The organism is Caballeronia sp. LZ008 (genome assembly GCF_031451435.1).
Taxonomy (GTDB): domain Bacteria; phylum Pseudomonadota; class Gammaproteobacteria; order Burkholderiales; family Burkholderiaceae; genus Caballeronia; species Caballeronia zhejiangensis.
Genome location: NZ_JARUXK010000004.1, coordinates 782,663 through 803,382 on the forward strand (window position 1 = coordinate 782,663; position 20,720 = coordinate 803,382).

At 64.8% G+C, this 20,720-nt stretch carries 15 protein-coding genes; 10 read left to right on the forward strand and 5 right to left on the reverse strand.

Translation table 11 applies throughout. The features are described from left to right. The first annotated feature begins 138 nt into the window (after positions 1 to 138). The 8 genes from QCE49_RS28515 (at position 139) to QCE49_RS28550 (ending at position 8,498) form a co-directional block, all read left to right on the forward strand. Positions 139 to 1,638 (forward strand): aldehyde dehydrogenase family protein, encoded by a 1,500-nt coding sequence (locus tag QCE49_RS28515; protein ID WP_033536131.1) that lies wholly within the window; start codon positions 139 to 141, stop codon positions 1,636 to 1,638. Positions 1,639 to 1,645: 7 nt separating this feature from the next. After that, entirely contained in the window at positions 1,646 to 2,818 is a 1,173-nt protein-coding gene (locus QCE49_RS28520) for an FAD-binding oxidoreductase (RefSeq protein ID WP_250456728.1), read from the forward strand. A 263-nt stretch (positions 2,819 to 3,081) separates the two neighbouring features. Continuing rightward, positions 3,082 to 3,273, forward strand: coding sequence for a hypothetical protein (locus tag QCE49_RS28525; protein WP_175979298.1), 192 nt, complete (start codon positions 3,082 to 3,084; stop codon positions 3,271 to 3,273). A 296-nt stretch (positions 3,274 to 3,569) separates the two neighbouring features. Further along, a complete protein-coding gene (locus QCE49_RS28530) occupies positions 3,570 to 3,956 on the forward strand; it encodes a PaaI family thioesterase (protein WP_008353455.1) in 387 nt (128 codons plus the stop codon). Continuing rightward, positions 3,956 to 4,873: a LysR family transcriptional regulator gene (locus QCE49_RS28535; protein ID WP_008353454.1), complete on the forward strand. Its 918-nt coding sequence runs from the start codon at positions 3,956 to 3,958 to the stop codon at positions 4,871 to 4,873. Before QCE49_RS28530 ends, QCE49_RS28535 begins: the two co-directional genes overlap by 1 nt. A gap of 125 nt (positions 4,874 to 4,998) precedes the next feature. Then, complete coding sequence (locus QCE49_RS28540) at positions 4,999 to 6,192, forward strand: CaiB/BaiF CoA-transferase family protein (RefSeq protein WP_250440571.1); 1,194 nt, start codon at positions 4,999 to 5,001, stop codon at positions 6,190 to 6,192. After that, positions 6,189 to 7,127 (forward strand): hydroxymethylglutaryl-CoA lyase, encoded by a 939-nt coding sequence (locus QCE49_RS28545; protein ID WP_250456729.1) that lies wholly within the window; start codon positions 6,189 to 6,191, stop codon positions 7,125 to 7,127. The genes QCE49_RS28540 and QCE49_RS28545 overlap by 4 nt, the downstream gene beginning before the upstream one ends. 33 nt (positions 7,128 to 7,160) lie before the next feature. Further along, positions 7,161 to 8,498, forward strand: a complete 1,338-nt coding sequence (locus QCE49_RS28550; protein ID WP_008353451.1) for an MFS transporter — start codon at positions 7,161 to 7,163, stop codon at positions 8,496 to 8,498. A 129-nt stretch (positions 8,499 to 8,627) separates the two neighbouring features. On the opposite strand, the gene QCE49_RS28555 is transcribed toward QCE49_RS28550, so the two are convergent. The 3 genes from QCE49_RS28555 to QCE49_RS28565 form a co-directional block, all read right to left on the reverse strand. Next, complete coding sequence (locus QCE49_RS28555; protein WP_250456730.1) at positions 8,628 to 11,027, reverse strand: phosphoketolase; 2,400 nt, start codon at positions 11,025 to 11,027, stop codon at positions 8,628 to 8,630. A 175-nt stretch (positions 11,028 to 11,202) separates the two neighbouring features. After that, positions 11,203 to 12,261 carry a hypothetical protein gene (locus tag QCE49_RS28560; protein WP_250481924.1) on the reverse strand — a complete coding sequence of 353 codons (1,059 nt, stop codon included), beginning with the start codon at positions 12,259 to 12,261 and terminating at the stop codon, positions 11,203 to 11,205. Beyond that, positions 12,225 to 12,500 (reverse strand): hypothetical protein, encoded by a 276-nt coding sequence (locus tag QCE49_RS28565; protein WP_250456732.1) that lies wholly within the window; start codon positions 12,498 to 12,500, stop codon positions 12,225 to 12,227. Before QCE49_RS28565 ends, QCE49_RS28560 begins: the two co-directional genes overlap by 37 nt. A gap of 134 nt (positions 12,501 to 12,634) precedes the next feature. Between QCE49_RS28565 and QCE49_RS28570 the strand changes: the two genes are divergently transcribed. Further along, the gene (locus QCE49_RS28570; protein WP_250456733.1) at positions 12,635 to 17,002 is read left to right on the forward strand and encodes a DEAD/DEAH box helicase; all 4,368 of its coding nucleotides are present in this window, start codon (positions 12,635 to 12,637) and stop codon (positions 17,000 to 17,002) included. Between the two features lie 36 nt (positions 17,003 to 17,038). Here the strand turns inward: QCE49_RS28570 and QCE49_RS28575 are convergent, their stop codons facing one another. After that, positions 17,039 to 17,260, reverse strand: a complete 222-nt coding sequence (locus QCE49_RS28575; protein WP_250440576.1) for a hypothetical protein — start codon at positions 17,258 to 17,260, stop codon at positions 17,039 to 17,041. A 440-nt stretch (positions 17,261 to 17,700) separates the two neighbouring features. Between QCE49_RS28575 and QCE49_RS28580 the strand changes: the two genes are divergently transcribed. Continuing rightward, on the forward strand, positions 17,701 to 19,845 hold the full coding sequence (locus QCE49_RS28580) for a serine/threonine-protein kinase (protein ID WP_033536133.1): 2,145 nt from the start codon (positions 17,701 to 17,703) through the stop codon (positions 19,843 to 19,845). Positions 19,846 to 19,852: 7 nt separating this feature from the next. On the opposite strand, the gene QCE49_RS28585 is transcribed toward QCE49_RS28580, so the two are convergent. Beyond that, complete coding sequence (locus QCE49_RS28585) at positions 19,853 to 20,665, reverse strand: class I SAM-dependent methyltransferase (RefSeq protein ID WP_008353444.1); 813 nt, start codon at positions 20,663 to 20,665, stop codon at positions 19,853 to 19,855. Between the last annotated feature and the right edge of the window lie 55 nt (positions 20,666 to 20,720).

A 20,720-nucleotide genomic window follows, 5' to 3' on the forward strand; every position in this document is an offset into this window, starting at 1 on the left:
CCCGCATCTGGTGACAACCCTAATATTGACGGCTGTTGTGAGCGCCATCGGCAGCGCGTATAGTCTCCTGACTTCCGAAAGTTTCTTATCAGAAACTTTTGCTCCGACGAACGAACCCGCTTCGCAAGGACTTTCATCGTGAATGCACAATCGATTCTTTCCGACCTCGGCATCGCGAGCCTCGTCACCGATGGCGATATCGCCGTCACTTCCCCGATCACGGGCGAAGTCATCGGCCGCGTGAAGCAGAACACCACCGCCGACGTCGACGCCGCGCTCGCCGCCGCCCGCACCGCGTTCGCCTCGTGGCGCAACGTGCCCGCGCCGCGCCGCGGCGAACTCGTGCGCCTGCTCGGCAATCGGCTGCGCGAGAAGAAGGAGGCGCTCGGCCGGCTCGTGTCGCTCGAAGCGGGCAAGATTCTCCAGGAAGGCTTGGGCGAAGTTCAGGAAATGATCGACATCTGCGATTTCGCCGTCGGTCTCTCGCGCCAGTTGTACGGCCTGACGATCGCGTCGGAGCGGCCGGGTCATCGCATGGCGGAGACGTGGCATCCGTTCGGCGTGTGCACGATCATCTCGGCGTTCAATTTCCCGGTCGCGGTGTGGTCGTGGAACGCGGCGCTCGCCCTCGTGTGCGGCAACGCGGTCGTGTGGAAGCCATCGGAGAAAACGCCGCTCACCGCGCTCGCCGTCGACCGCATCCTGCGCGATGCCATCGATGAATTCGGCGCGGCGCCTGCGGGCCTCGCGTCGGTCGTCATCGGCGGGCGCGAGGTCGGCGCGGCGCTCGTCGCGGACAAGCGCTCGGACATCGTCAGCGCGACGGGTAGCACGGAAATGGGCCGCAAGGTCGGCGTCGCGGTCGCGGAACGCTTCGGCCGCTCGATCCTCGAACTCGGCGGCAACAACGCGGGCATCGTGTCGCAGACGGCCAATCGCGATCTCGCGCTGCGCGGCATCCTGTTCTCGGCGGTCGGCACGGCAGGGCAGCGCTGTACGTCGCTGCGGCGTCTTTTCGTGCACGAAAGCATTTACGACGAAACCGTCGCGCGTCTGAAAGATCTCTACGCCAAAGTGCCCGTCGGCAATCCGTTGGAGCAGGGCGTGCTGATGGGCCCGCTCATCGACGTGCAGGCGTTCGCGCGCATGCAGGACGCGCTCGAACAGGCGAAGGGCGAAGGCGGCAAGGTGACGGGCGGCGAGCGCGTGACCGTGAAGGGCCACGAAAACGGCTACTACGTGCGCCCGGCGCTGGTCGAAATGCCGTCGCAGACGGAGGTCGTGCTGAAGGAGACCTTCGCGCCGATTCTCTACGTGATGCGCTACACGGATTTCGACGAAGCCATCGCCGCGAACAACGCCGCCGCGCACGGATTGTCGTCGTGCGCGTTCACCACCGATCTGCGCGAGGCCGAGCGCTTTCTGTCCGCATCGGGCAGCGACTGCGGCATCGCGAACGTGAACATCGGGCCGAGCGGCGCGGAGATCGGCGGTGCATTCGGCGGAGAGAAGGAAACCGGCGGCGGCCGCGAATCGGGCTCGGATGCTTGGAAAGCCTACATGCGCCGCGCGACCAACACGATCAACTACTCGTCGGAATTGCCGCTCGCGCAGGGCATCGACTTCAATCTGAGTTGAGGCCAACGTGAGTTCGAGCGTTGTCATCGTAGGTGGCGGCGTGATCGGCAGCTCGGTCGCGTACTTTCTGCGCGCATCGGACCCGACCGTGCACGTCACCGTGATCGAGCGCGACCCGACTTACGCGCGTTCGTCGTCGGCGCTGTCGGCGGCCTCGATCCGGCAGCAGTTCTCGACGCCGCTTTCGGTACGCATGTCGCTCTTCGGCATCGACTTCCTGCGTTCGATCGGCGAGCGGCTCGAAGTGAACGGCGAGCGCCCGTCGATCGATCTGCACGAAGGCGGTTATCTCTTTCTCGCGACGGCGGCGGGTGCGTCGACGCTGCGCGAAAACCACGCGTTGCAGCGAGCGCTCGGCGCGGACATCAGCCTGCTCGACGCCGCGCAACTGCGCGCGCGTTTTCCGTGGCTCAACACGGACGATCTCGCGGCGGGCGCGTTCGGCGAGAGCGGCGAAGGCTGGTTCGACGGCTACGGTCTCGTGCAGGCGCTGCGTCGCAAGGCGCAGGCGCTCGGCGCGCGTTACGTGACCACGGAAGTCGTCGGCATCGAACGCGAAGGACGGCGTGCGAACGCCGTGCGCGCGGCCAACGGCGAAACGTATCCATGCGATGTCGTCGTGAACGCGGCGGGTGCGTGGTCGCGTCCGGTCGCGGCGATGCTAGGCATCGACATTCCGGTGTTCGCGCGTCGGCGCAGCATCTTCAATGTGTCGTCGCCGGCGACGCTCGAACGCGCGCCGTTGCTGATCGATCCCACGGGCGTCTATTTCCGTCCTGAAGGGCGCACGTATATTTGCGGCACGTCGCCCTCGGGGGACAACGATCCCGACGACCTGCCGCTCGACGAAGTCGATCACGCGCTCTTCGACGACGTGATCTGGCCGACGCTCGCGCATCGCGTGCCGGCGTTCGAGGCGCTGCGCGTCGAGCGTTGCTGGTCCGGCTATTACGAATACAACGTGCTCGATCAGAACGCGATCATCGGCCATCATCCGGATGTCGATAATTGCATCTTCGCGAACGGGTTCAGCGGACACGGCCTGCAACAAGGCCCGGCAACAGGGCGCGGCGTCAGCGAACTGATTTTGCGCGGGCGTTACGAAACGCTCGATTTATCGCCGCTCGACTGGACTCGCGTGCTGGAAGGCCGGCCGATCGTCGAAAAGAATGTCGTATAACTGATAGAAGACTGCCAACGCCGCTTTCCATAATCGATGATTCAAGTCTGCCCGGTCATGCACCGGGCATTTTTTTCGCTACGAAACAGACAGGCGGATTGGAACCGGTTCGGATTTGCGTTGCGAACGGGCATTCTTATCATCATCGTCAGCCTGGCGGGCTTCGTCCATTAATGAAATCCACTAGGGCCAGCCGCTTTCGATGAGTGCATTCTGAATCTGTCAAAACGCTTTTTTCGCGCTTCATAGATAGGAGACAAAACATGGAAGCCAATACGAGCGCGCATTTCTACGCCTGGATCGACGACGGCGAGCTGCCGCACGACACGAGCGTTCCGGTGTCGCATCGTTCGAGTCAGGTATCGGCGGAACCCGAATATATCGCAGAGATTTGCGGACGTTTCGGCAAGACCGATGAGGAAAAAAACTCCTGCGTCATTCGCGGATATAACTGACGCCCTTTAATGCAGTGTGTTGCGTTCGTGAGACGCTTTGTCACGACGCATATTTACGCGCACAAAGATGCGCCATGCGATTCATGACGGAACCTCATGAAACGCATATAGCGAATTTTTGTGTGCGTTGCCAAACAGAACGCGGTCCGGTCGGTTTGTAAATCGGAACTGCGTAAATCGAACCCGCCGCGTGCGGGTTTTTCCATTCTGGATGTCCGGAAAACAGGTTCGTGCCGCCCGGCAGCGCCTGGCCGCCGATGGCACAATCGCCGCAACGCAGGCAATCAGGAGCAAAGGTGGCGAACCTGGATCTGGACAATCCGTTTCTCGAAGCGCTCGGCGCGACGCTCACGGAATGGCGCGCGGGCTACGCCGAATTCACGATGCCGATACACGCCGGGCATCTGAACCGGCAGCGCATCCTGCAAGGCGGCGCGATCGCCACGCTGCTCGACGCCGCTTGCGGCTACGCCGGTCTCTTTCCGACCGGCGCCGCGCCTGTGCACGGCTTCACTCTTTCGCTGACCGTGAACTATCTCGATCGCGGCATCGGCGACAAGGTCGTCGCAAAAGGCTTTCTCGAACGTCAGGGACGCTCCGTCTATTTTGCACGCGGCGAAGCGTGGGTCGACGATCGCGTGATGATCGCGAGCGCGCAAGGCACCTTCAAATACGCGCGCTGATGGCTACCCGCAATCTCCTTCGGCGTCTCGATCTCACGACGCTGCAACTCTTTCTCGCGGTGTTCGAGGAAGGCACGCTCACGCGCGCGGCGGAACGCGAGGCGATCGCGGTGTCGGCGGCGAGCAAGCGTCTGCTCGAACTGGAGCAGGCCGTCGGCGCCGCGCTGTTCGAACGCAAGGCGCGCGGCATGGCGCTGACGCCGGCGGGCGAAACGCTGCTTCATCACGCGCGGCGCGTGCTGCGCGATGTCGAGAACATCGGCATCGAACTCGCCGAACATGCGAGCGGCGTCCGCGGCTACGTGCGGATGATGGCGAATCTCTCGGCGATCGTCGAATTCCTGCCGGAAGACTTGCGCGCGTTTTCGTCCGTGCACGAGCAGATCAAGATCGATCTCGAGGAGCGCCCGAGCGGCGGCATCGTGGAAGGCGTCGCGGACAGTCTCGTCGACCTGGGCATCTGTTCCGGCGACGCCGACACGCGCGGTCTCGAAACCGCGCATTACCGGCACGACCGGCTCGCGCTCGTCATGCCCGGCGATCATCCGCTGGCGAAGCGCGCGAGCATCGCATTCGCGCAGACGCTCGACTTCGATCACATCGGGCTGCATTCGGCGAGTTCCATCAACCAGCGCACGCATCTCGCGGCGCGTCAGGCGGGGCGCGCACTGCGGTTGCGCATCCACGTTCCCGGTTTCGACGCCGTGTGCCGCATGGTGCAGGCGGGCATGGGCGTCGGCGTGCTGCCGATGCAGGTCTTCGAAGCGATGGGCCGTCAGCTCGGACTCGCGGCCGTCGCGCTCGACGACGACTGGGCAGCGCGCAGCCTCGTGATCGTCGTGCGCGATTCGGATGCGCTATCGCCCGTGAGCCGGCTGCTGTTCGATCATCTGCGGACCGTCGAAGCAGGCATTTAGCATTCAAAAAACCGGCGAGCGTTCGCGTTTGACGAACGATGCTTGCCGAAATGCGGTTGGACGCCCCCGAGCGTTCGCCAATAAGCTTGTCTCCATCGAAAAGCACATCATCAGGAGACAGCGGCATGAGCGGACCTCTTCAGGGCATTCGCGTCATCGAAATCGGCACGCTGATCGCCGCGCCGTTCGCGGCGCGCATGCTGGCCGAATTCGGCGCGGAAGTCATCAAGATCGAAGCGCCGAATACCGGCGATCCCCTGCGCAAATGGCGCAAGCTGCACGAGGGCACTTCGCTCTGGTGGTATCTGCAATCGCGCAACAAGAAGTCGGTGTGCGTGAATCTCAAGTCGCCCGAAGGCGCGGACGTGATCAAGCGTCTCGCCGCCGATGCCGACATCGTCATCGAAAACATGCGGCCCGGCGCGCTCGAAAAACTCGGTCTCGGCTGGGACGTTTTGCATGCAATAAACCCGAAGCTCACGATGGTCCGCATCTCCGGCTACGGCCAGACGGGTCCGTACCGCGACCGGCCGGGCTTCGGCGCGATCGGCGAGGCGATGGGCGGCATCCGTTACACGACGGGCGACGCAGAAGGGCTGCCGGCGCGCGTCGGCGTGAGTCTCGGCGATTCGCTCGCTTCGCTGCACGGCGTGATCGGCGCGCTGATGTCGGTGCTGCGCGTGAAGACCGGCAAGGGCGACGGCCAGGTGGTCGATGTCTCGCTCGTCGAAAGCGTGTTCAATCTGATGGAAAGCCTCGTGCCCGAATACGATCTGCTCGGCCATGTGCGCGAGCGCAGCGGCGGGGCGCTGCCGGGCATTGCGCCGTCGAACACGTATCGCACGGAGGATGGCGGCTTCGTTGTGATCGCGGGCAACAGCGACCCGATCTACAGGCGGCTCATGAACGTGATCGGCCGTCCCGATCTCGCGGACGATCCCGCGCTTGCCCGCAACGACGGCCGCGTGCGTCACAGCGCAATGCTCGACGAAGCGATCACCGCGTGGACCTCGCATCATTCGATGGACGATGTCCTGGCGACGCTCGAACGCGAGGAAGTGCCGTCGGGTCGCATCTACTCCGTCGCGGACATCGTCAACGACGCGCATTACCAAGCGCGCGAGATGCTGCTGAAGGCAGAACTGCCGGGCGGCGCATCAGTGAAGATGCCGGGCATCGTGCCGAAGCTCTCCGATACGCCGGGCGAAGTGCACTGGCAAGGCCCGGCGCTCGGCGAGCATACGCAATCGGTGCTCGAATCGCTCGGCTTCGCCGCGGATGAAGTGGAACGGCTGCGTGCCGAAGGAGCGGTGCAATGAATTACGAATACAAAGAACCGTTGGTCGTGCAGGAGGTCGCGCCGCGCGACGGTCTGCAGATCGAAAAGCAGTGGGTCGAGACCGAAGACAAGATCGCGCTGATCGACGCATTGTCGGCGTGCGGCTTCTCCCGCATCGAGGCGGGCTCGTTCGTGTCGCCGAAAGCGATTCCCGCGCTGCGCGATGGCGACGCGGTCTTCAACGGCATCCGGCGCGGGCGAGGCGTGATCTACGTCGCGCTCGTGCCGAACGTGAAGGGCGCCGAGCGCGCGCTCGCCGCGGGCGCCGATGAACTGAACCTCGTGATGTCCGCGAGCGAGACGCACAATCGCGCGAACATGCGTATGAGTTGCGAGTCGTCGATGGCCGGTTTCGGCGATGTCGTTCGGCTCGCCTCCGGCAAGGCTTCGCTGAACGCGACCGTCGCGACCGCGTTCGGCTGCCCGTTCGAGGGGCGCATCGACGAAGAGCGCGTCGTGTCGATCGCGCGGACGTATCGCGAAATGGGCATCGACGGCATCACGCTCGCGGATACCACCGGCATGGCGAATCCGCGTCAGGTCGCGCGGCTGGTCGCACGCGTGCTCGAACACGTCCCCGCCGCCGATCTGACGCTGCACTTTCACAATACGCGCGGCCTCGGCCTCGCCAACGTCCTCGCTGCCTACGACACCGGCGCGCGCCGTTTCGACGCCGCGCTCGGCGGTCTCGGCGGCTGTCCGTTCGCGCCGGGCGCTTCGGGAAACATCTGCACCGAAGACCTCGTGAACATGTGCGATGAGATGAGCATTCCGACGGGCATCGATCTGCCAAGGCTGATTGCGCTGTCGCGCACGTTGCCCGCGCTCGTCGGACACGAAGTGTCGGGACAAGTCGCGAAGGCGGGACGCAATTGCGATCTGCATCCGGCGCCCGATTACGTGCAAGCGATCTAATTCAAAAGACCAAAACAACACTGGAGACAAAACATGAGCGATCTAAGCGTCCACGCGGCCGATGAGCCGCACATTGTCGGCAACACCTCGCACATCATCCGCAAGGTGGCATTGCGGCTCATGCCGCTCATCATGCTGTGCTATTTCTTCGCGTTTTTCGACCGCATCAATATCAGCTTCGCGAAGTTTCAGATGCAGAGTTCGCTCGGCCTGTCGGACACCGCATACGGTCTCGGCGCGAGTCTTTTCGTGATCGGCTATGTGCTCTTCGAAGTGCCGAGCAACATGCTGCTCTACAAGGTCGGCGCGCGCCGCTGGATCGCGCGCATCATGATTTCGTGGGGCATCGCGACCGCGCTCATGGTCTTCGTGCAGACGGAATGGCAGTTCTACGGACTGCGCTTCATCATCGGCGCGATGGAAGCGGGCTTCGCGCCGGGCGTGCTGTATTACCTGACGCTGTGGTTTCCGGCAAGCTATCGCGGGCGCATCACGTCGATGCTGTTTCTCGCGTCGGCCTTCTCGGGGCTTTTCGGTGCGCCGCTGTCGGGGCTCGTGCTCGGGCATCTGAATGGCGTCGCGGGCATCGCGGGATGGCACTGGCTGTTCCTGCTCGGCGGCCTGCCGTGCGTGCTGCTCGGGATTCTCGTGCTGAAGGTGCTGAAAGATCGCGTCGATGACGCCGCGTGGCTCACGAGCGACGAGAAGACGTATCTGAAGAGCCAGATCTCGACGCAAAGTCAGCATACCGACACCGGCCATTCGCTGTTCGGCGCGATCAGGACGCCCGGCTTCCTGATGCTCGGCCTGATCTACTTCCTGATTCAGATCGCGTCGTACGGTCTCAACTTCTGGGCGCCGCATCTGATCCGGGCGGCGGGCACGCAGAATCCGACGATCATCGGCTTGCTCACGGCCGTCCCATATATCTGCGGCGCGATCTGCATGGTCGTGGTCGGCCGCATGTCGGACCGGTCGGGCGAGCGCCGCAAGTTCGTCGCGACGCTGCTCGTGATGGCGGCTGCCGGCTTCTTCGCGGCGGGCATCTTCGACAAGCAGACGACGCTGCTCATCGCCGCGCTCGGCGTGATGGGCGCGGGTGTGATCGCCTCGATTCCGGCGTTCTGGGCGCTGCCGCCGAAGCTCTTGACCGGCGCGGGCGCGGCGGGCGGGATTGCGCTGATCAACACGCTGGGGCAACTGGGCGGCATCGTGAGCCCGGTGATGGTCGGCCGCATCCGCGACACGATGGGCAGCACGACGCCCGCGCTGTATGCGATCGGCGCGATGAGCGTGCTGTGCGCGCTGTTGCTGCTCTTCGGCTTGCCGCAGACGCTCAGGCAGAAGGATCATTCGGAGCGCAAAGCCTGACGCCAAGGCTTCTGCGAACGGGAAAGCGCCCGGCGGACTGCATGTCCCCGGGCGCTTGTTGCATTTTGCATCTGGCGTTTTGCATTCATCAGGCCAGATGGCATCTTGCATGCCGCATTCAGTCTCGCATCAATCCTTCCACGTCCACTCGCGGATCTCGTCGCGATCGATGCCTTCCTCATGCGCGTACCGCACGCTCTCGATGATCTGGTTCTTGAGCCATTCCTTCGTATGCGCGCTGCTGCCCGCGATGCGCGGCACGCGGTCGATCACGTCGATCGCGAGCGTATAGCGATCCACGCCGTTGATGATCGCGAGTTCGAACGGCGTGTTGATGTTGCCGCGCTCGCGATAGCCGTGAACGTGCATGTTCGCGTGATTCGTGCGGTTGTACGTGAGCTTGTGCACGAGCGACGCGTACGAGTGGAAGTTGAAGATCACGGGTTTGTCGCGCGTGAAGATCGAATCGAAATCGCGATGCGACAAGCCGTGCGGATGCTCGGTGTCCGGCAGCAGCCTGAAGAGATCGACGACGTTGACGAAGCGGATCTTCAGATCGGTGCAATGCGCCTTCAGGATTTCGACGGCGGCGAGCGCTTCCATCGTCGCGATATCGCCCGCGCACGCGATCACGACATCCGGCTCCGCGCCCTGATCCGTCGACGCCCAGTCCCAGATGCCGATGCCCTTCGCGCAATGCACGATGGCGTCCTGCATGTTCAGATATTGCAGATGCGGCTGCTTGTCCGCGACGATCACATTCACGTAGTCGTGCGTGCGCAGACAGTGATCCGCGACGCTCAACAGGCAGTTCGCATCGGGCGGCAGATAGATACGCACGACGTTCGGGCTCTTGTTCGTGACGACATCGAGAAAGCCGGGATCCTGATGCGTGAAGCCGTTGTGATCCTGCCGCCACACGAGCGACGTGATGAGCAGGTTGATCGACGGCACCGGCGCGCGCCAGCCGACTTCGGTTTTTGCTTTTTCGAGCCACTTCGCGTGTTGGTTGAACATCGAATCGATGACGTGCACGAACGCTTCGTAGGTCGCGAAAAGACCGTGACGCCCGGTGAGCACGTAACCTTCGAACCAGCCTTCGAGCGTGTGCTCCGACAGCATCTCCATGACGCGTCCGTCGACGGACAGCGCGCCGCCGTCTTCGTCTTCGGGCAGCGTCTGTGCGATCCAGCGCTTGCCCGATACTTCGTACACGCCGTCGAGCTTGTTGCTCGCGGTCTCGTCCGGGCCAAAGAGACGGAAGCTCGTCATGTTGCGGCGGATCACTTCGCGCAGGAACGTGGCGAGCACGGCCGTCGGCGACGTGTAGACGCTTGCGGCGCGTTTGAACTCGAACGCGTAGTCGCGGATATCGGGCATGTCGAGCGATTGCCGCAGCGCGCCGCCATTCGCGTGCGGATTCGCGCTGATGCGGCGCGTGCCTTCGGGCGCGAGCGCGCGCAGCGGTTCGATCAGACGGCCGTCTTCATCAAACAGTTCCTCGGGCTTGTAGCTGCGCAGCCACGCTTCCAGTTGCGCGAGACTGCGGGGATTGCTTACGGCATCCGCGATCGGCACCTGATGCGAGCGCCAGTAATCCTCGACCTTCCGGCCGTCGACTTCCTTCGGTCCGGTCCAGCCTTTGGGCGTGCGCAACACGATCATCGGCCAGCGCGGGCGCGTCACGTTCTCAGGCTTGGCGCGCGCGTTCGTCTGAATCGCGCGGATATCGGCGATGCAGCGTTCCAAGGTCGCGGCCATGCGCTGATGCATCGTTTCCGGATCGTCGCCTTCGACGAAATGCGGCGCGTAGCCGTAGCCCCTGAACAGGTCTTCGAGCTCGTCGTGCGGAATGCGCGCGAGGATCGTCGGATTGGCGATCTTGTAGCCGTTCAGGTGGAGAATCGGCAGCACGGCGCCGTCGGTCGCGGGATTGAGAAACTTGTTCGAATGCCACGATGTGGCGAGCGGGCCGGTTTCCGCTTCGCCGTCGCCCACGACCGCCGCGACGATCAGATCGGGATTGTCGAACGCCGCGCCGAACGAATGCGACAGGCTGTAACCGAGCTCGCCGCCTTCGTGAATCGATCCCGGCGTTTCCGGCGTGCAATGCGAGCCGATGCCGCCCGGCGACGAAAACGCGCGAAAGAGCTTGAGCATGCCGCGCTCGTCGAAACTGCGATCGGGGTAAATCTCCGAGTAATGGCCTTCGAGCCACGAGTTCGCGAGCGTCGCGGGCGCGCCATGGCCGGGACCGGAGACGAACAGGACGTTCAGATCATCGCGCTTGATGAGCCGGTTCAGATGCACCCAGACGAACGACTGGCCGGGATCGGAGCCCCAGTGTCCGAGCAGACGCCGCTTGATGTGTTCGCGCTCGAGCGGCTCGCGCAGCAGCGGATTCGCGCGCAGGTAAATCATGCCGACCGAAAGATAATTGCAGGCCCGCCAGTAGGCGTCGATCTTCGCGAGAAGATCGGGATCGAGAGGCGTCTCGAGGGCGGTCGTGCCAGTGACGTCGTCGTTCAATTGGTTCTCCTGATGAGTGAGAGGATTGGTCGAGCGTCGTGCGTGCGGCTTGCGCAGATCGAATCCTGCGCGCTGGTTAATGATCGGCTGTGATTGTGGCGGTTTGGTTGCAGGGCACGCGCGGCGCCGTCCGGTACATCTTACCGGCGGCGCGGCAACGATGGTGGCGAGCGCGTCATTCCATCGCGGCGTGGCGGAGGTCGTAGTCCATGATAAGCGCGCGGTTATCTTCCCACATGCCGATGTAATGAACCATGAAGCTGTCCGGGCGGCGATAGACCCAGGGCGTGTTCAGTTCGATGAAATCGTAAATGCGCGTCGCATCGAAGTCCGGCAGCGAGTGGAAGACATCGATGAAGTAATACTGATCGCCCTGGTTCGCATAGATGTGGGATCTGTCGTCCAGGTTCCGGCACCTTTCGATCACGCGCGCGAGAGCGTCGTAGTTCTGCTGATTGCGCTGAAAGCCCATGATGCCGGAGTTGAACGCCCACGTTCCGATATCGCGTGCCAACACGGTGTCGCGTTCGCGCGTGAGCGGTTCGAGACGGCGGTTCATGTCGTTGATGAGCACATCGGCATCGAGCCAGAACACCCATTGATGATGCGGCAAGTACGCGTGCAGCAACGCGGCCTTGTGCCAGTTCGCCGACGTCTTTCCGTCGTTCAATCGCGGCGGAACATCGCGATGCACGTAAAGCGTGTAACCGTGGCGTTTGCAATATTGCCTGATGTTGGCCTCGGCGATGCGCCCGTACTGCGCGATATTCGGCGTATAGAGCATGACGATCGCGATCGCGTGGTTCGGTTGATAGACGCTTTGCGTTTCGGTTTCATGCACGCCCGAATTGGCGAGCGAGAGAAACGGCGTTGCGCGCGTCCTGCATTCGTTGATGTGTTCAAACGCTGCCGCACGAAGCCGCCGATGATGTTTCTCGTCGCGAAAGCAGGTGGAGAAGCTGTTCCACGTCGCCCAGACGCATTCGAGATTGACCGCGGCCGGAAGCACAACGTACACGTCGCCGACGCGGAACTGTTGCGGGCAAATCGTGAAGTCATGCAGCATTTCGCCTTCGTTTTCCGGCAACGCGACGCCGAGTCGGCAGCGGCCGACGAGATCCGCGAGCTTGCGGCGCACCGGTTCTGTATTGCGGAAGATGAGGATATCCGTCTGCGGGATATGGCCTTCGGCGCAAGTCAGGAGCCAGTCGCGCCCGGCCATGAGATCGGGCAATGCGACGGGCGCAGTATCGCGGCGTTCTCGCTCAGCAGCATGAGGATTTCGTTCGGCGCGGCGCGGCTCAAATGACGCAGCAACGCTTCGTACTTGTAGACCCATTGCAGGTGCTTGTTGCTTCCCGACAAATCGGACAAGTCGATCTCGATGTGGCGATAGCCGAATTCCCGTGCGTAGTGGCGATGGTTGGCGAGCGCGCCGGGCGCGTGGTCGGACAGAAGGCTTAGGACGATCATGAGAGGCGGAAAGCGTTTGAACGGATTGCTTGGGCGAACCGCCTAGCATCGCTGTAAAGCGTTCCGGGTCGCATGGGAACTGTCCGAAAAGCGCCAGTAATACGCCGTTTCTCAAGCGCCCATAGAATGTCCGAATGATCCGAAAATCCGCTTCCATCGCCGACGCGCTGCACGGCTTTCATCCCGCCGTCGCCGCGTGGTTCGGCGCCCGCTTTCCCGCGCCGACCGCGGCGCAGGCGCGCGCGTGGCCGCTCGTCCACGCGCGCCGCTCGACGCTCGTCGCCGCGCCGACCGGCTCCGGCAAGACGCTTACCGCGTTTCTCGCCGCCATCGACGAACTGGTGCGTGACGGCGTCGCGCGCGGCGGGACGCTGCCGGACGAGACGCGCGTCGTATACGTGTCGCCGCTGAAGGCGCTGTCGAACGACATCCACGTCAATCTGGAGGAGCCGCTCGCGGGCATCGCGCAGACCTTGCGCGAATCCGGCGTGGCGGCGCCCGAGATTCGCGCGGCCGTCCGTACCGGCGACACGACGCAGCAAGAGCGCAACGCCGTCAGGAAGCGCCCGCCGCATATCCTCGTTACGACGCCGGAATCGCTCTACGTGCTGCTGTCGTCCGATTCCGGCCGCGCGATGCTTTCGACCACGCGCACGGTGATCGTCGATGAGATTCATGCGGTCGCGGGCAGCAAGCGCGGTTCGCACCTGAGCCTGTCGCTCGCGCGCCTCGACGCGCTGTGCGAGGAAGCGGGCGGGCAGCGGCCCGTGCGCGTCGGCTTGTCGGCGACGCAAAAGCCGATCGAACTCGTCGCGAAGTTTCTCGTCGGTGATAACCAGCCCTGCGAGATCGTCGATGTCGGACATGTTCGAGCGCGCGATCTCGCGCTCGACCTCCCGCCGATGCCGCTCGAAGCGATCATGTCCAACGACATGTGGGAGCGCGTCTACGACCGTCTCGCGGAGCTTGCCGGGCTGCATCGGACGACGCTCGTCTTCGTCAACACGCGGCGCATGGCCGAGCGCGCGGCGCGGCATCTGACCGAGCGCCTCGGCAAGGAAGCCGTCGCCGCACATCACGGCAGTCTTGCGCGCGAGCATCGGCTGGACGCGGAGCAGCGTCTGAAGCGCGGCGAACTGCGCGTGCTGATCGCGACGGCGTCGTTGGAACTGGGCATCGATATCGGCGATGTCGATCTCGTCTGCCAGATCGGCTCGCCCGGCTCGATCGGCGCATTCTTGCAGCGTGTCGGGCGCTCCGGGCATCACGTCGGCGGCGTGCCGAAAGGACGGCTTTTCCCGACCTCGCGCGACGATCTGATCGAATGCGCGGCGCTCCTCGATTGCGTGCGGCGCGGCGAACTCGATGCCCTGACGATCCCGCACGCGCCGCTCGACGTGCTCGCGCAGCAGATCACCGCCGAAGTCGCGTGCCGCGAGTGGGGCGAGGACGCACTGTTCGAGCGCATCACGCGCGCGTATCCGTACGCGACGCTCGATCGGGCGCATTACGAGGCCGTGCTGCGCACGCTCGCGGAAGGCTATACCGGACGGCAGGGCGTGCGCGCGGCGTACGTGCATCGCGATGCGGTCTCGCGCACGCTGCGCGGCCGTCGCGGCGGCAAGCTGACGGCCGTGACCTCGGGCGGCGCGATTCCGGACAACGCCGATTTCGCCGTGATCCTCGAACCGCAAGGCTTGCAGATCGGCACGGTGAACGAGGATTTCGCCGTCGAGAGTCTCGCGGGCGACATCTTTCAGCTCGGCAATACGTCGTACCGGATCGTGCGCGTGGAAGGCGGGCGCGTGCGCGTCGAAAACGCGAACGGCCAGCCGCCGAACATCCCGTTTTGGCTCGGCGAAGCGCCGGGCCGCAGCGACGAGCTTTCTCATGCGATTTCGCGTCTGCGCGCCGATGTCGACGCATGGCTCGATAGCGGCGTCGAAGCGACGGTCGCGCGGCTTGTACAAGAAAGTGGCATCGACATCGAAGCCGCGCGGCAGATCGTCGATTATCTGGCGCGTTCGCGCGCCGCGCTGACTGTGCTGCCGACGCAGGACACGCTCGTCATGGAGCGCTTCTTCGACGAATCCGGCGGCACGCAGCTCGTCATCCACGCGCCGTTCGGCAGCCGCGTGAATCGTGCGTGGGGACTCGCGCTGAGAAAGCGCTTCTGCCGCACGTTCAACTTCGAGCTGCAGGCGGCCGCGACCGAGGACGCGATCGTGCTGTCGCTGACGGGCAGCCACAGCTTTGCGCTCGATGACGTCTGGCGCTATCTGAAATCGGCGACTGCGGAGCACGTGCTGATCCAGGCGCTGCTCGACGCGCCGCTCTTTGGCGTGCGCTGGCGCTGGAACGCGACCAACTCGCTTGCGCTGCCGCGCTATACCGGCGGGCGCAAGGTCGCGCCGCAGTTGCAGCGCATGAAAAGCGAGGATCTGCTCGCGGCGGTGTTCCCGGATCAGGTCGCGTGCGCGGAAAACATCTCGGGCGAGCGCGACGTGCCGACGCATCCGCTCGTCGAGCAGACGATCGACGATTGCCTCCACGACGCGATGGATGCCGACGCGTGGCTCGCGCTCCTGCGGCGCATCGAAGCAGGCGATGTGCGGCTCGTCACGCGCGAATTGCCCGCGCCGTCGCCGCTCGCGGCCGAGATTCTGTCGGCGCGGCCGTATGCGTTTCTCGACGATGCGCCGCTCGAGGAACGCCGCACGCAGGCCGTGCTCGCGCGCCGATGGAGCGATCCGCAATCGGCGGACGATCTCGGCGCGCTCGATCCCGACGCCATCGCGAGCGTGCGCGACGAAGCCTGGCCCGAAGTCACGAGCGCCGATGAAATGCACGAGGCGCTTTCGACGCTCGCCTGCATCGCCGAATCCGAAGCGCAACGCGACCCGCAATGGATCGCGTGGCTGGATGCGCTCGCGCGCTCCGGCCGAGCGACGCGTCTGCAGATCGCGGAGCACGACGCGCTGTGGACGCCCGTCGAACGTCTCGCGTGTGTGCGCGCCGTCTACGAGCATGCGCCGATGCATCCGTCGCTGCAGCCGCCGCCCGGTTTCGACGATGCGTGGACAACCGACGACGCGCTCGTCGAAATCGTGCGCGCGCGTCTGTCGGGATTCGGGCCGCTGACGGTGCCGGAGATCGCGCGTCCGCTCGCGCTGCCCGCGTCGGCGATCGCGCTCGCCCTGACGCGGCTCGAAGCGCAGGGCTACGTGATGCGCGGACGGTTCGCGCCGGGCGCGCAGGTCGAAGAGTGGTGCGAGCGGCATTTGCTCGCGCGGATTCATCGCTATACGGTGCGGCGGCTGCGTCGCGAAATCGAGCCGGTCGAGCGGCAGGATTTCATGCGCTTTCTGCTCGAATGGCAGCGCGTCGCGCCCGATTCGCGCGGCGAGGGCCGCGACGCGCTCGGCGCCGTGCTCGAACAGCTCGAAGGTTTCGAGGCGCCCGCCGTCGCGTGGGAGGAAGAAATACTGCCGGCGCGCATCGCCGATTATTCGGGCATGTGGCTCGACGATCTGTGCCGCGCGGGCAAGCTCGTGTGGACGCGTCCGGCAGGACGCTCGCGCGCATCGGGCGGTCCGGTGCGCGGCACGCCGATCGTGCTGCTGCCGCGCCGTCACCTCGATGCATGGAACGCGCTCATGCGTCCCGACGAAGCGCCGCAACTGTCGTCGCGTGCCGAACGCGTGTTCGACGCGCTGAAAGCGCACGGCGCGATGTTCTTCGACGAACTGCTCTCCGACGTGCGCCTTCTGCGCACCGAACTCGAAGACGCGCTCGGCGAACTGGTCGCGCTCGGACTCGTCAATGCCGACAGTTTCGCGGGCCTGCGCGCGCTGCTCGCTCCGGCGGCGAAGCGCAACGCGTTCGCGCGGCGTCCGAGGCGCGGTGGCCTCTTCATCGGCGGAATGGACGACGCGGGCCGCTGGGCGCTCCTGCGCCGCGCGAAACCGGACGACGCGCGCGAAGACGGCGATCTCGAACACATCGCGCTGACGCTTTTGCGGCGCTACGGCGTCGTGTTCTGGCGTCTTCTGGAGCGCGAGGCGCAATGGCTGCCGCCGTGGCGCGATCTGCTGCGCGTCTATCACCGGCTGGAAGCGCGCGGCGAGATTCGCGGCGGGCGCTTCGTCGCCGGGCTCGCGGGCGAGCAATTCGCGCTGCCCGAAGCCGTGCCGCTGCTGCGCGACATGCGCAAGCGGCCGAAGGACGGCGTGTTCGTGGCGCTGTCGGCGGTCGATCCGCTCAATCTCGTCGGCACCTTGCTGCCGGGAGAAAAGGTGCCGGCGCTCGCGGCCAATCGCGTGCTGTATCTCGACGGCGTGCCGGTCGGCGCGGTGGTCGCGGGCAAGACGCGCTATTTCGGCGATTTCGATGGAGAAGGGCGCGAGCGCATGCGTCTCGCGCTCGTCAAGCGCACGGCCCGTTCGCTCGGCAGTTCCATCGGCAGCGGAGTGACGGGCGCGAGCATGCGGACGCGCCATTGAAGCGGCGAAGGACGCGATCCCTCGCCACTATCGACGTTATTTCTTCGAGACGAATCTCCTGGTGAACGGACCGGCCTGCGTCGCGGGCACGTCCTTCACCGGCACGCCCGGATAATCGACGACGCGATTCGTCGCCGATGCCGGCCGGATGCGAAACAATGGACGCACGCCATCGCGCGCGCCGCCGACGATCGTATGCATCGCCTGCCTGTCGAGTTCGACGCTGTCGGCGAGATCCCTGATTTTGATGACGGCCATGGATGCTTCCTCCAGAGTGGGGAGTCGCAATCGAGTATAGACAATCGTCTTCGATGTGCCGGAGCGACTCCGTGATCCGCAACACCGATCGCGCGTGAACGCCAATGGCGGCACAAGGCGCGTGCCTTCTGCCGCAAAGACGTTCGTGAAGACCGATGCGAATCGCGTGCCAACGCCGCGTGCGAGCGGCATGAACTGTCCAGTGCGTTGATTTTTCGGTCATTTTGCCACGCGGCGAGTTCGTGCCAAGCGTATTTCGATGGCGTGACGCCAACACTCGTCATCGATGTGTCGGTCTCCGAACGACATGTGCGCGATGCCGCTCATGATCGAAAACGCCATTTGCGAAAGCTCCATGCGAAGGCTAGTATCGAACGATCACCGGGGTTTTGTTACGACAAGTAGTTGTCGATCGATTGGAGCCGCGTCGCGTCGCACAGATGACAAGTTTTGCGCAAGCGATTCGTACTTATCGGGGCGACGGCGGGTCGCGCGACGAGTTCTTTGCGGGAGTGGACGGCGCACTGGCGACCGAACAGACTCCGGCAAGGCGGCTCATGGAGATCCTCGACGAGGAGCACGCGGCGCGGCCGTTGCCCCCCGACATCTATGCGGCCATCCGCCGCCGCATCGAGCATGCGGCGCGCATGCGTCCCGAAGCCGATTCCCCCACCGGGCCCGCGAGCCGCGACGAGACGCGTCTGCAAACGTCGCCGGGTTTCGCGCCGCCGCCTTCGCGCGATCCGAGCGGCGGCACCGGGAGTCAGGCGACGCAAGTGATGGTCGATCACGATCAGCAGATGAAAGGCGTCGGCGACACGCTCAACAGCCGCTTCGTGCTGGAAGAATGTCTCGGCATCGGCGGAATGGGGACCGTGTACAAGGCGCTTGATCTGCGCAAGCTCGAAGCGTCGGACCGGCGGCCGTATGTCGCGATCAAGGTGCTCAATCTCCAGTTCCGCGGCAATCCGAAATCGCTGATCGCGTTGCAGCGCGAGGCGCGCAAGGCGCAGCAGCTCGCGCATCGGAATATCGTCACCGTGTACGACTTCGACCGCGACGGTCAGGTCGTCTATCTGACGATGGAATATCTGTCTGGCCAGCCCCTCTCGCGCCTGCTTCGGAACCCGAACTTCAAGGGCATGCCGTTCTCCGAGGTGTTTCCGATCTTCAAGGGCATGGCCAACGCGCTCGCCTACGCGCACGAACGCGGCTTCGTGCACTGCGATTTCAAACCGGCCAACGTGTTTCTCACGGACACGTCGGAAGTGAAGGTGATCGACTTCGGCATTTCGCGCGTGATCCAGCGGCCCGAGGAGGAAACCGAGGCGACCGTGTTCGATCCCGGCAGCCTCGGCGCGCTCACGCCCGCGTACGCGAGCCCGGAGATGCTGGAGCATCGCGAGCCCGATCCGCGCGACGACATTTACGCGCTCGGCTGCATCACCTACGAATTGCTGACGGGCAAGCATCCGTTCGATCGCGTGCCCGCGTTGCAGGCGAGAAGCGCGGGCATGAAGCCGCAGCGTCCCGAGCATCTCGGCAACAAGCAGTGGAAAGCGCTGAAGGCCGCGCTCGCATTCGAACGCGAAGCGAGGACGCCGAGCGTCACGCAATTTCTCGAAGATATCGCCGACGAAAATGCCGCGTCGCCCGCGGGCCGCAAGGGAAAAAAAGGCGGCGTGCCGAAGTTTGCGATCGGCGCGGCGGCGCTCGTGGCCCTGCTGGCGGCGGGCGCGGGATATTACTTCTACGATCAGTCGAGGGGCGGCGAGGAAGTTGCGCACGAAGCGCCGCCCGCGCCGGCAGAAGGCAGCGCCGCGGGCACGGTGACACCGCATTCGCCCGGCGCGCCCCCCGCTTCGGCGGCGGTGGCGGTCACGCCCGCCGTGCCCGCGACGCCCGTTCCCGAACTCACTATGGCCGCCGTCACGCCCGTGCTCGGGAGCGTGCCGTGCTCGGCGCTGGTGGCGTCGGTGCACGATCAGACCGTCGACGTGCAGGGCTTCGTATCGCAGAAATACGGTCTCGCGCGACTGAAGGAAGCGCTCGGCCGCGTGCCAGGCGTGAAGACGACGAACTTCGGCGTGCAGCCGGTCGCCGACGACAAATGCGATCTGCTCAAGGTGTACGGCCCGTTCTGGACGGCCAACCGCCAGTCGGGGCGACCGGCATCGGTGCACACGCGCTCGCGCGCGACGAGCCTTACCGAAGGCGACCCGCTCATCGTCGATCTGATGACGCCCGCGTTCGAGTCCTACGTCAACGTCGACTATTTCATGCTCGATGGCAGCGTCGTGCATCTGTTGCCGAACGCGCGCTCGCGCGACAACCAGGCGCCCGCAAACTACACGGCGACCATCGGCACAATGGGCGACTGGGTCGTCGGCAAGCCGTTCGGTTCGGAGATGATCGTGCTGACAGTCACGCCCGCGCCGCTCTTCGACTCGCCGCGCCCCGACAGCGAAGCGAAGTCCGAATATCTGCGCGCCGTCGACAAGCGGCTCTCGGCGCTCGCGGGCAAATACGGCCGCGAGCGCGTCGCCGTCGATATCTTCCAGATCACGACGCAAGCCAAAAAGTAGCGCCGGCTCAGGGTTTCGTGGCGGACGCCAGCACACAGGGCATCGGCACGAGCAGCTCGCCGTGCCGCGCGTACGCCGTCACGCGGGCGTGCACTTCCTGCGCGATTGCGGCAAGCGCGCTTTTCGATTGCGCGCGCAGCAGCGCCGCCATTCGCACGCCGCCGTGCATCAAGGCGTCGAGCGGCGTTTCGGGCAGCACGAGATGCCACGTTTGCTCGACTTCGACGGCGCGCGCGTCGGCAAAGCCGGCTTCGGTGAGCACGCGCACACATTCGTCGGGATCGCTGAAGCGAAAGAAGGGCGGCGAGGGCGGCAGTCCGACATCGAGCGTCCCATGCAGCCGCACCGCGTCGAGCACCATGCCGAAGCCGACCGCGCGTTCGGGTGCAGCCCACGCGGTGAACGCAATGCGTCCGCCCTGGCGGAGCACGCGCGCCGCTTCGTCGAGCGCGCGCTCGGGCTCGGGAAAATGCAGCATGCCGAAGTTGATGCCGACGGCGTCGAAGCTTTCGTCGCCGAACGGCAACTGCTCCGCGCCCGCGAGATGAAACTCGATCTCGGGATGAAACTGCCGCGCGTGCGCGATCATCGACGCGGAAAAATCGACGGCCGCCGCAGTCGCGCCACGCTCGATCGCCGCCGCGGCGAGATTGCCCGGCCCGGCGGCGACATCGAGCATGCGGATGCCCGGCGCGACCGAAAGCGCATCGAGCAGCGCGGGATGCGCCTGAACGGTCAGCCTTCCAAAATAGTCCTCGTACGACGGGACCACATGCTCCCAGCCGTCCTTCTCGAACGCTGCGAATTCGTCGAATTGCATGACGCACCTCCGCTCGCCACACGCGCGGCTCGTCGTTGCCGGAGGCCGGGCCTCG

What these genes read in the sequence shown, in the direction of transcription:
- QCE49_RS28540 (WP_250440571.1), top strand. Translation starts at nt 4,999, where the DNA reads ATGAGCGGACCTCTTCAGGGCATTCGCGTCATCGAAATCGGCACGCTG.
- QCE49_RS28550 (WP_008353451.1), top strand. Translation starts at nt 7,161, where the DNA reads ATGAGCGATCTAAGCGTCCACGCGGCCGATGAGCCGCACATTGTCGGC.
- QCE49_RS28575 (WP_250440576.1), bottom strand. Translation starts at nt 17,260, where the DNA reads ATGGCCGTCATCAAAATCAGGGATCTCGCCGACAGCGTCGAACTCGAC.
- QCE49_RS28585 (WP_008353444.1), bottom strand. Translation starts at nt 20,665, where the DNA reads ATGCAATTCGACGAATTCGCAGCGTTCGAGAAGGACGGCTGGGAGCAT.
- QCE49_RS28545 (WP_250456729.1), top strand. Translation starts at nt 6,189, where the DNA reads ATGAATTACGAATACAAAGAACCGTTGGTCGTGCAGGAGGTCGCGCCG.
- QCE49_RS28580 (WP_033536133.1), top strand. Translation starts at nt 17,701, where the DNA reads ATGACAAGTTTTGCGCAAGCGATTCGTACTTATCGGGGCGACGGCGGG.
- QCE49_RS28535 (WP_008353454.1), top strand. Translation starts at nt 3,956, where the DNA reads ATGGCTACCCGCAATCTCCTTCGGCGTCTCGATCTCACGACGCTGCAA.
- QCE49_RS28565 (WP_250456732.1), bottom strand. Translation starts at nt 12,500, where the DNA reads ATGATCGTCCTAAGCCTTCTGTCCGACCACGCGCCCGGCGCGCTCGCC.
- QCE49_RS28525 (WP_175979298.1), top strand. Translation starts at nt 3,082, where the DNA reads ATGGAAGCCAATACGAGCGCGCATTTCTACGCCTGGATCGACGACGGC.
- QCE49_RS28570 (WP_250456733.1), top strand. Translation starts at nt 12,635, where the DNA reads ATGATCCGAAAATCCGCTTCCATCGCCGACGCGCTGCACGGCTTTCAT.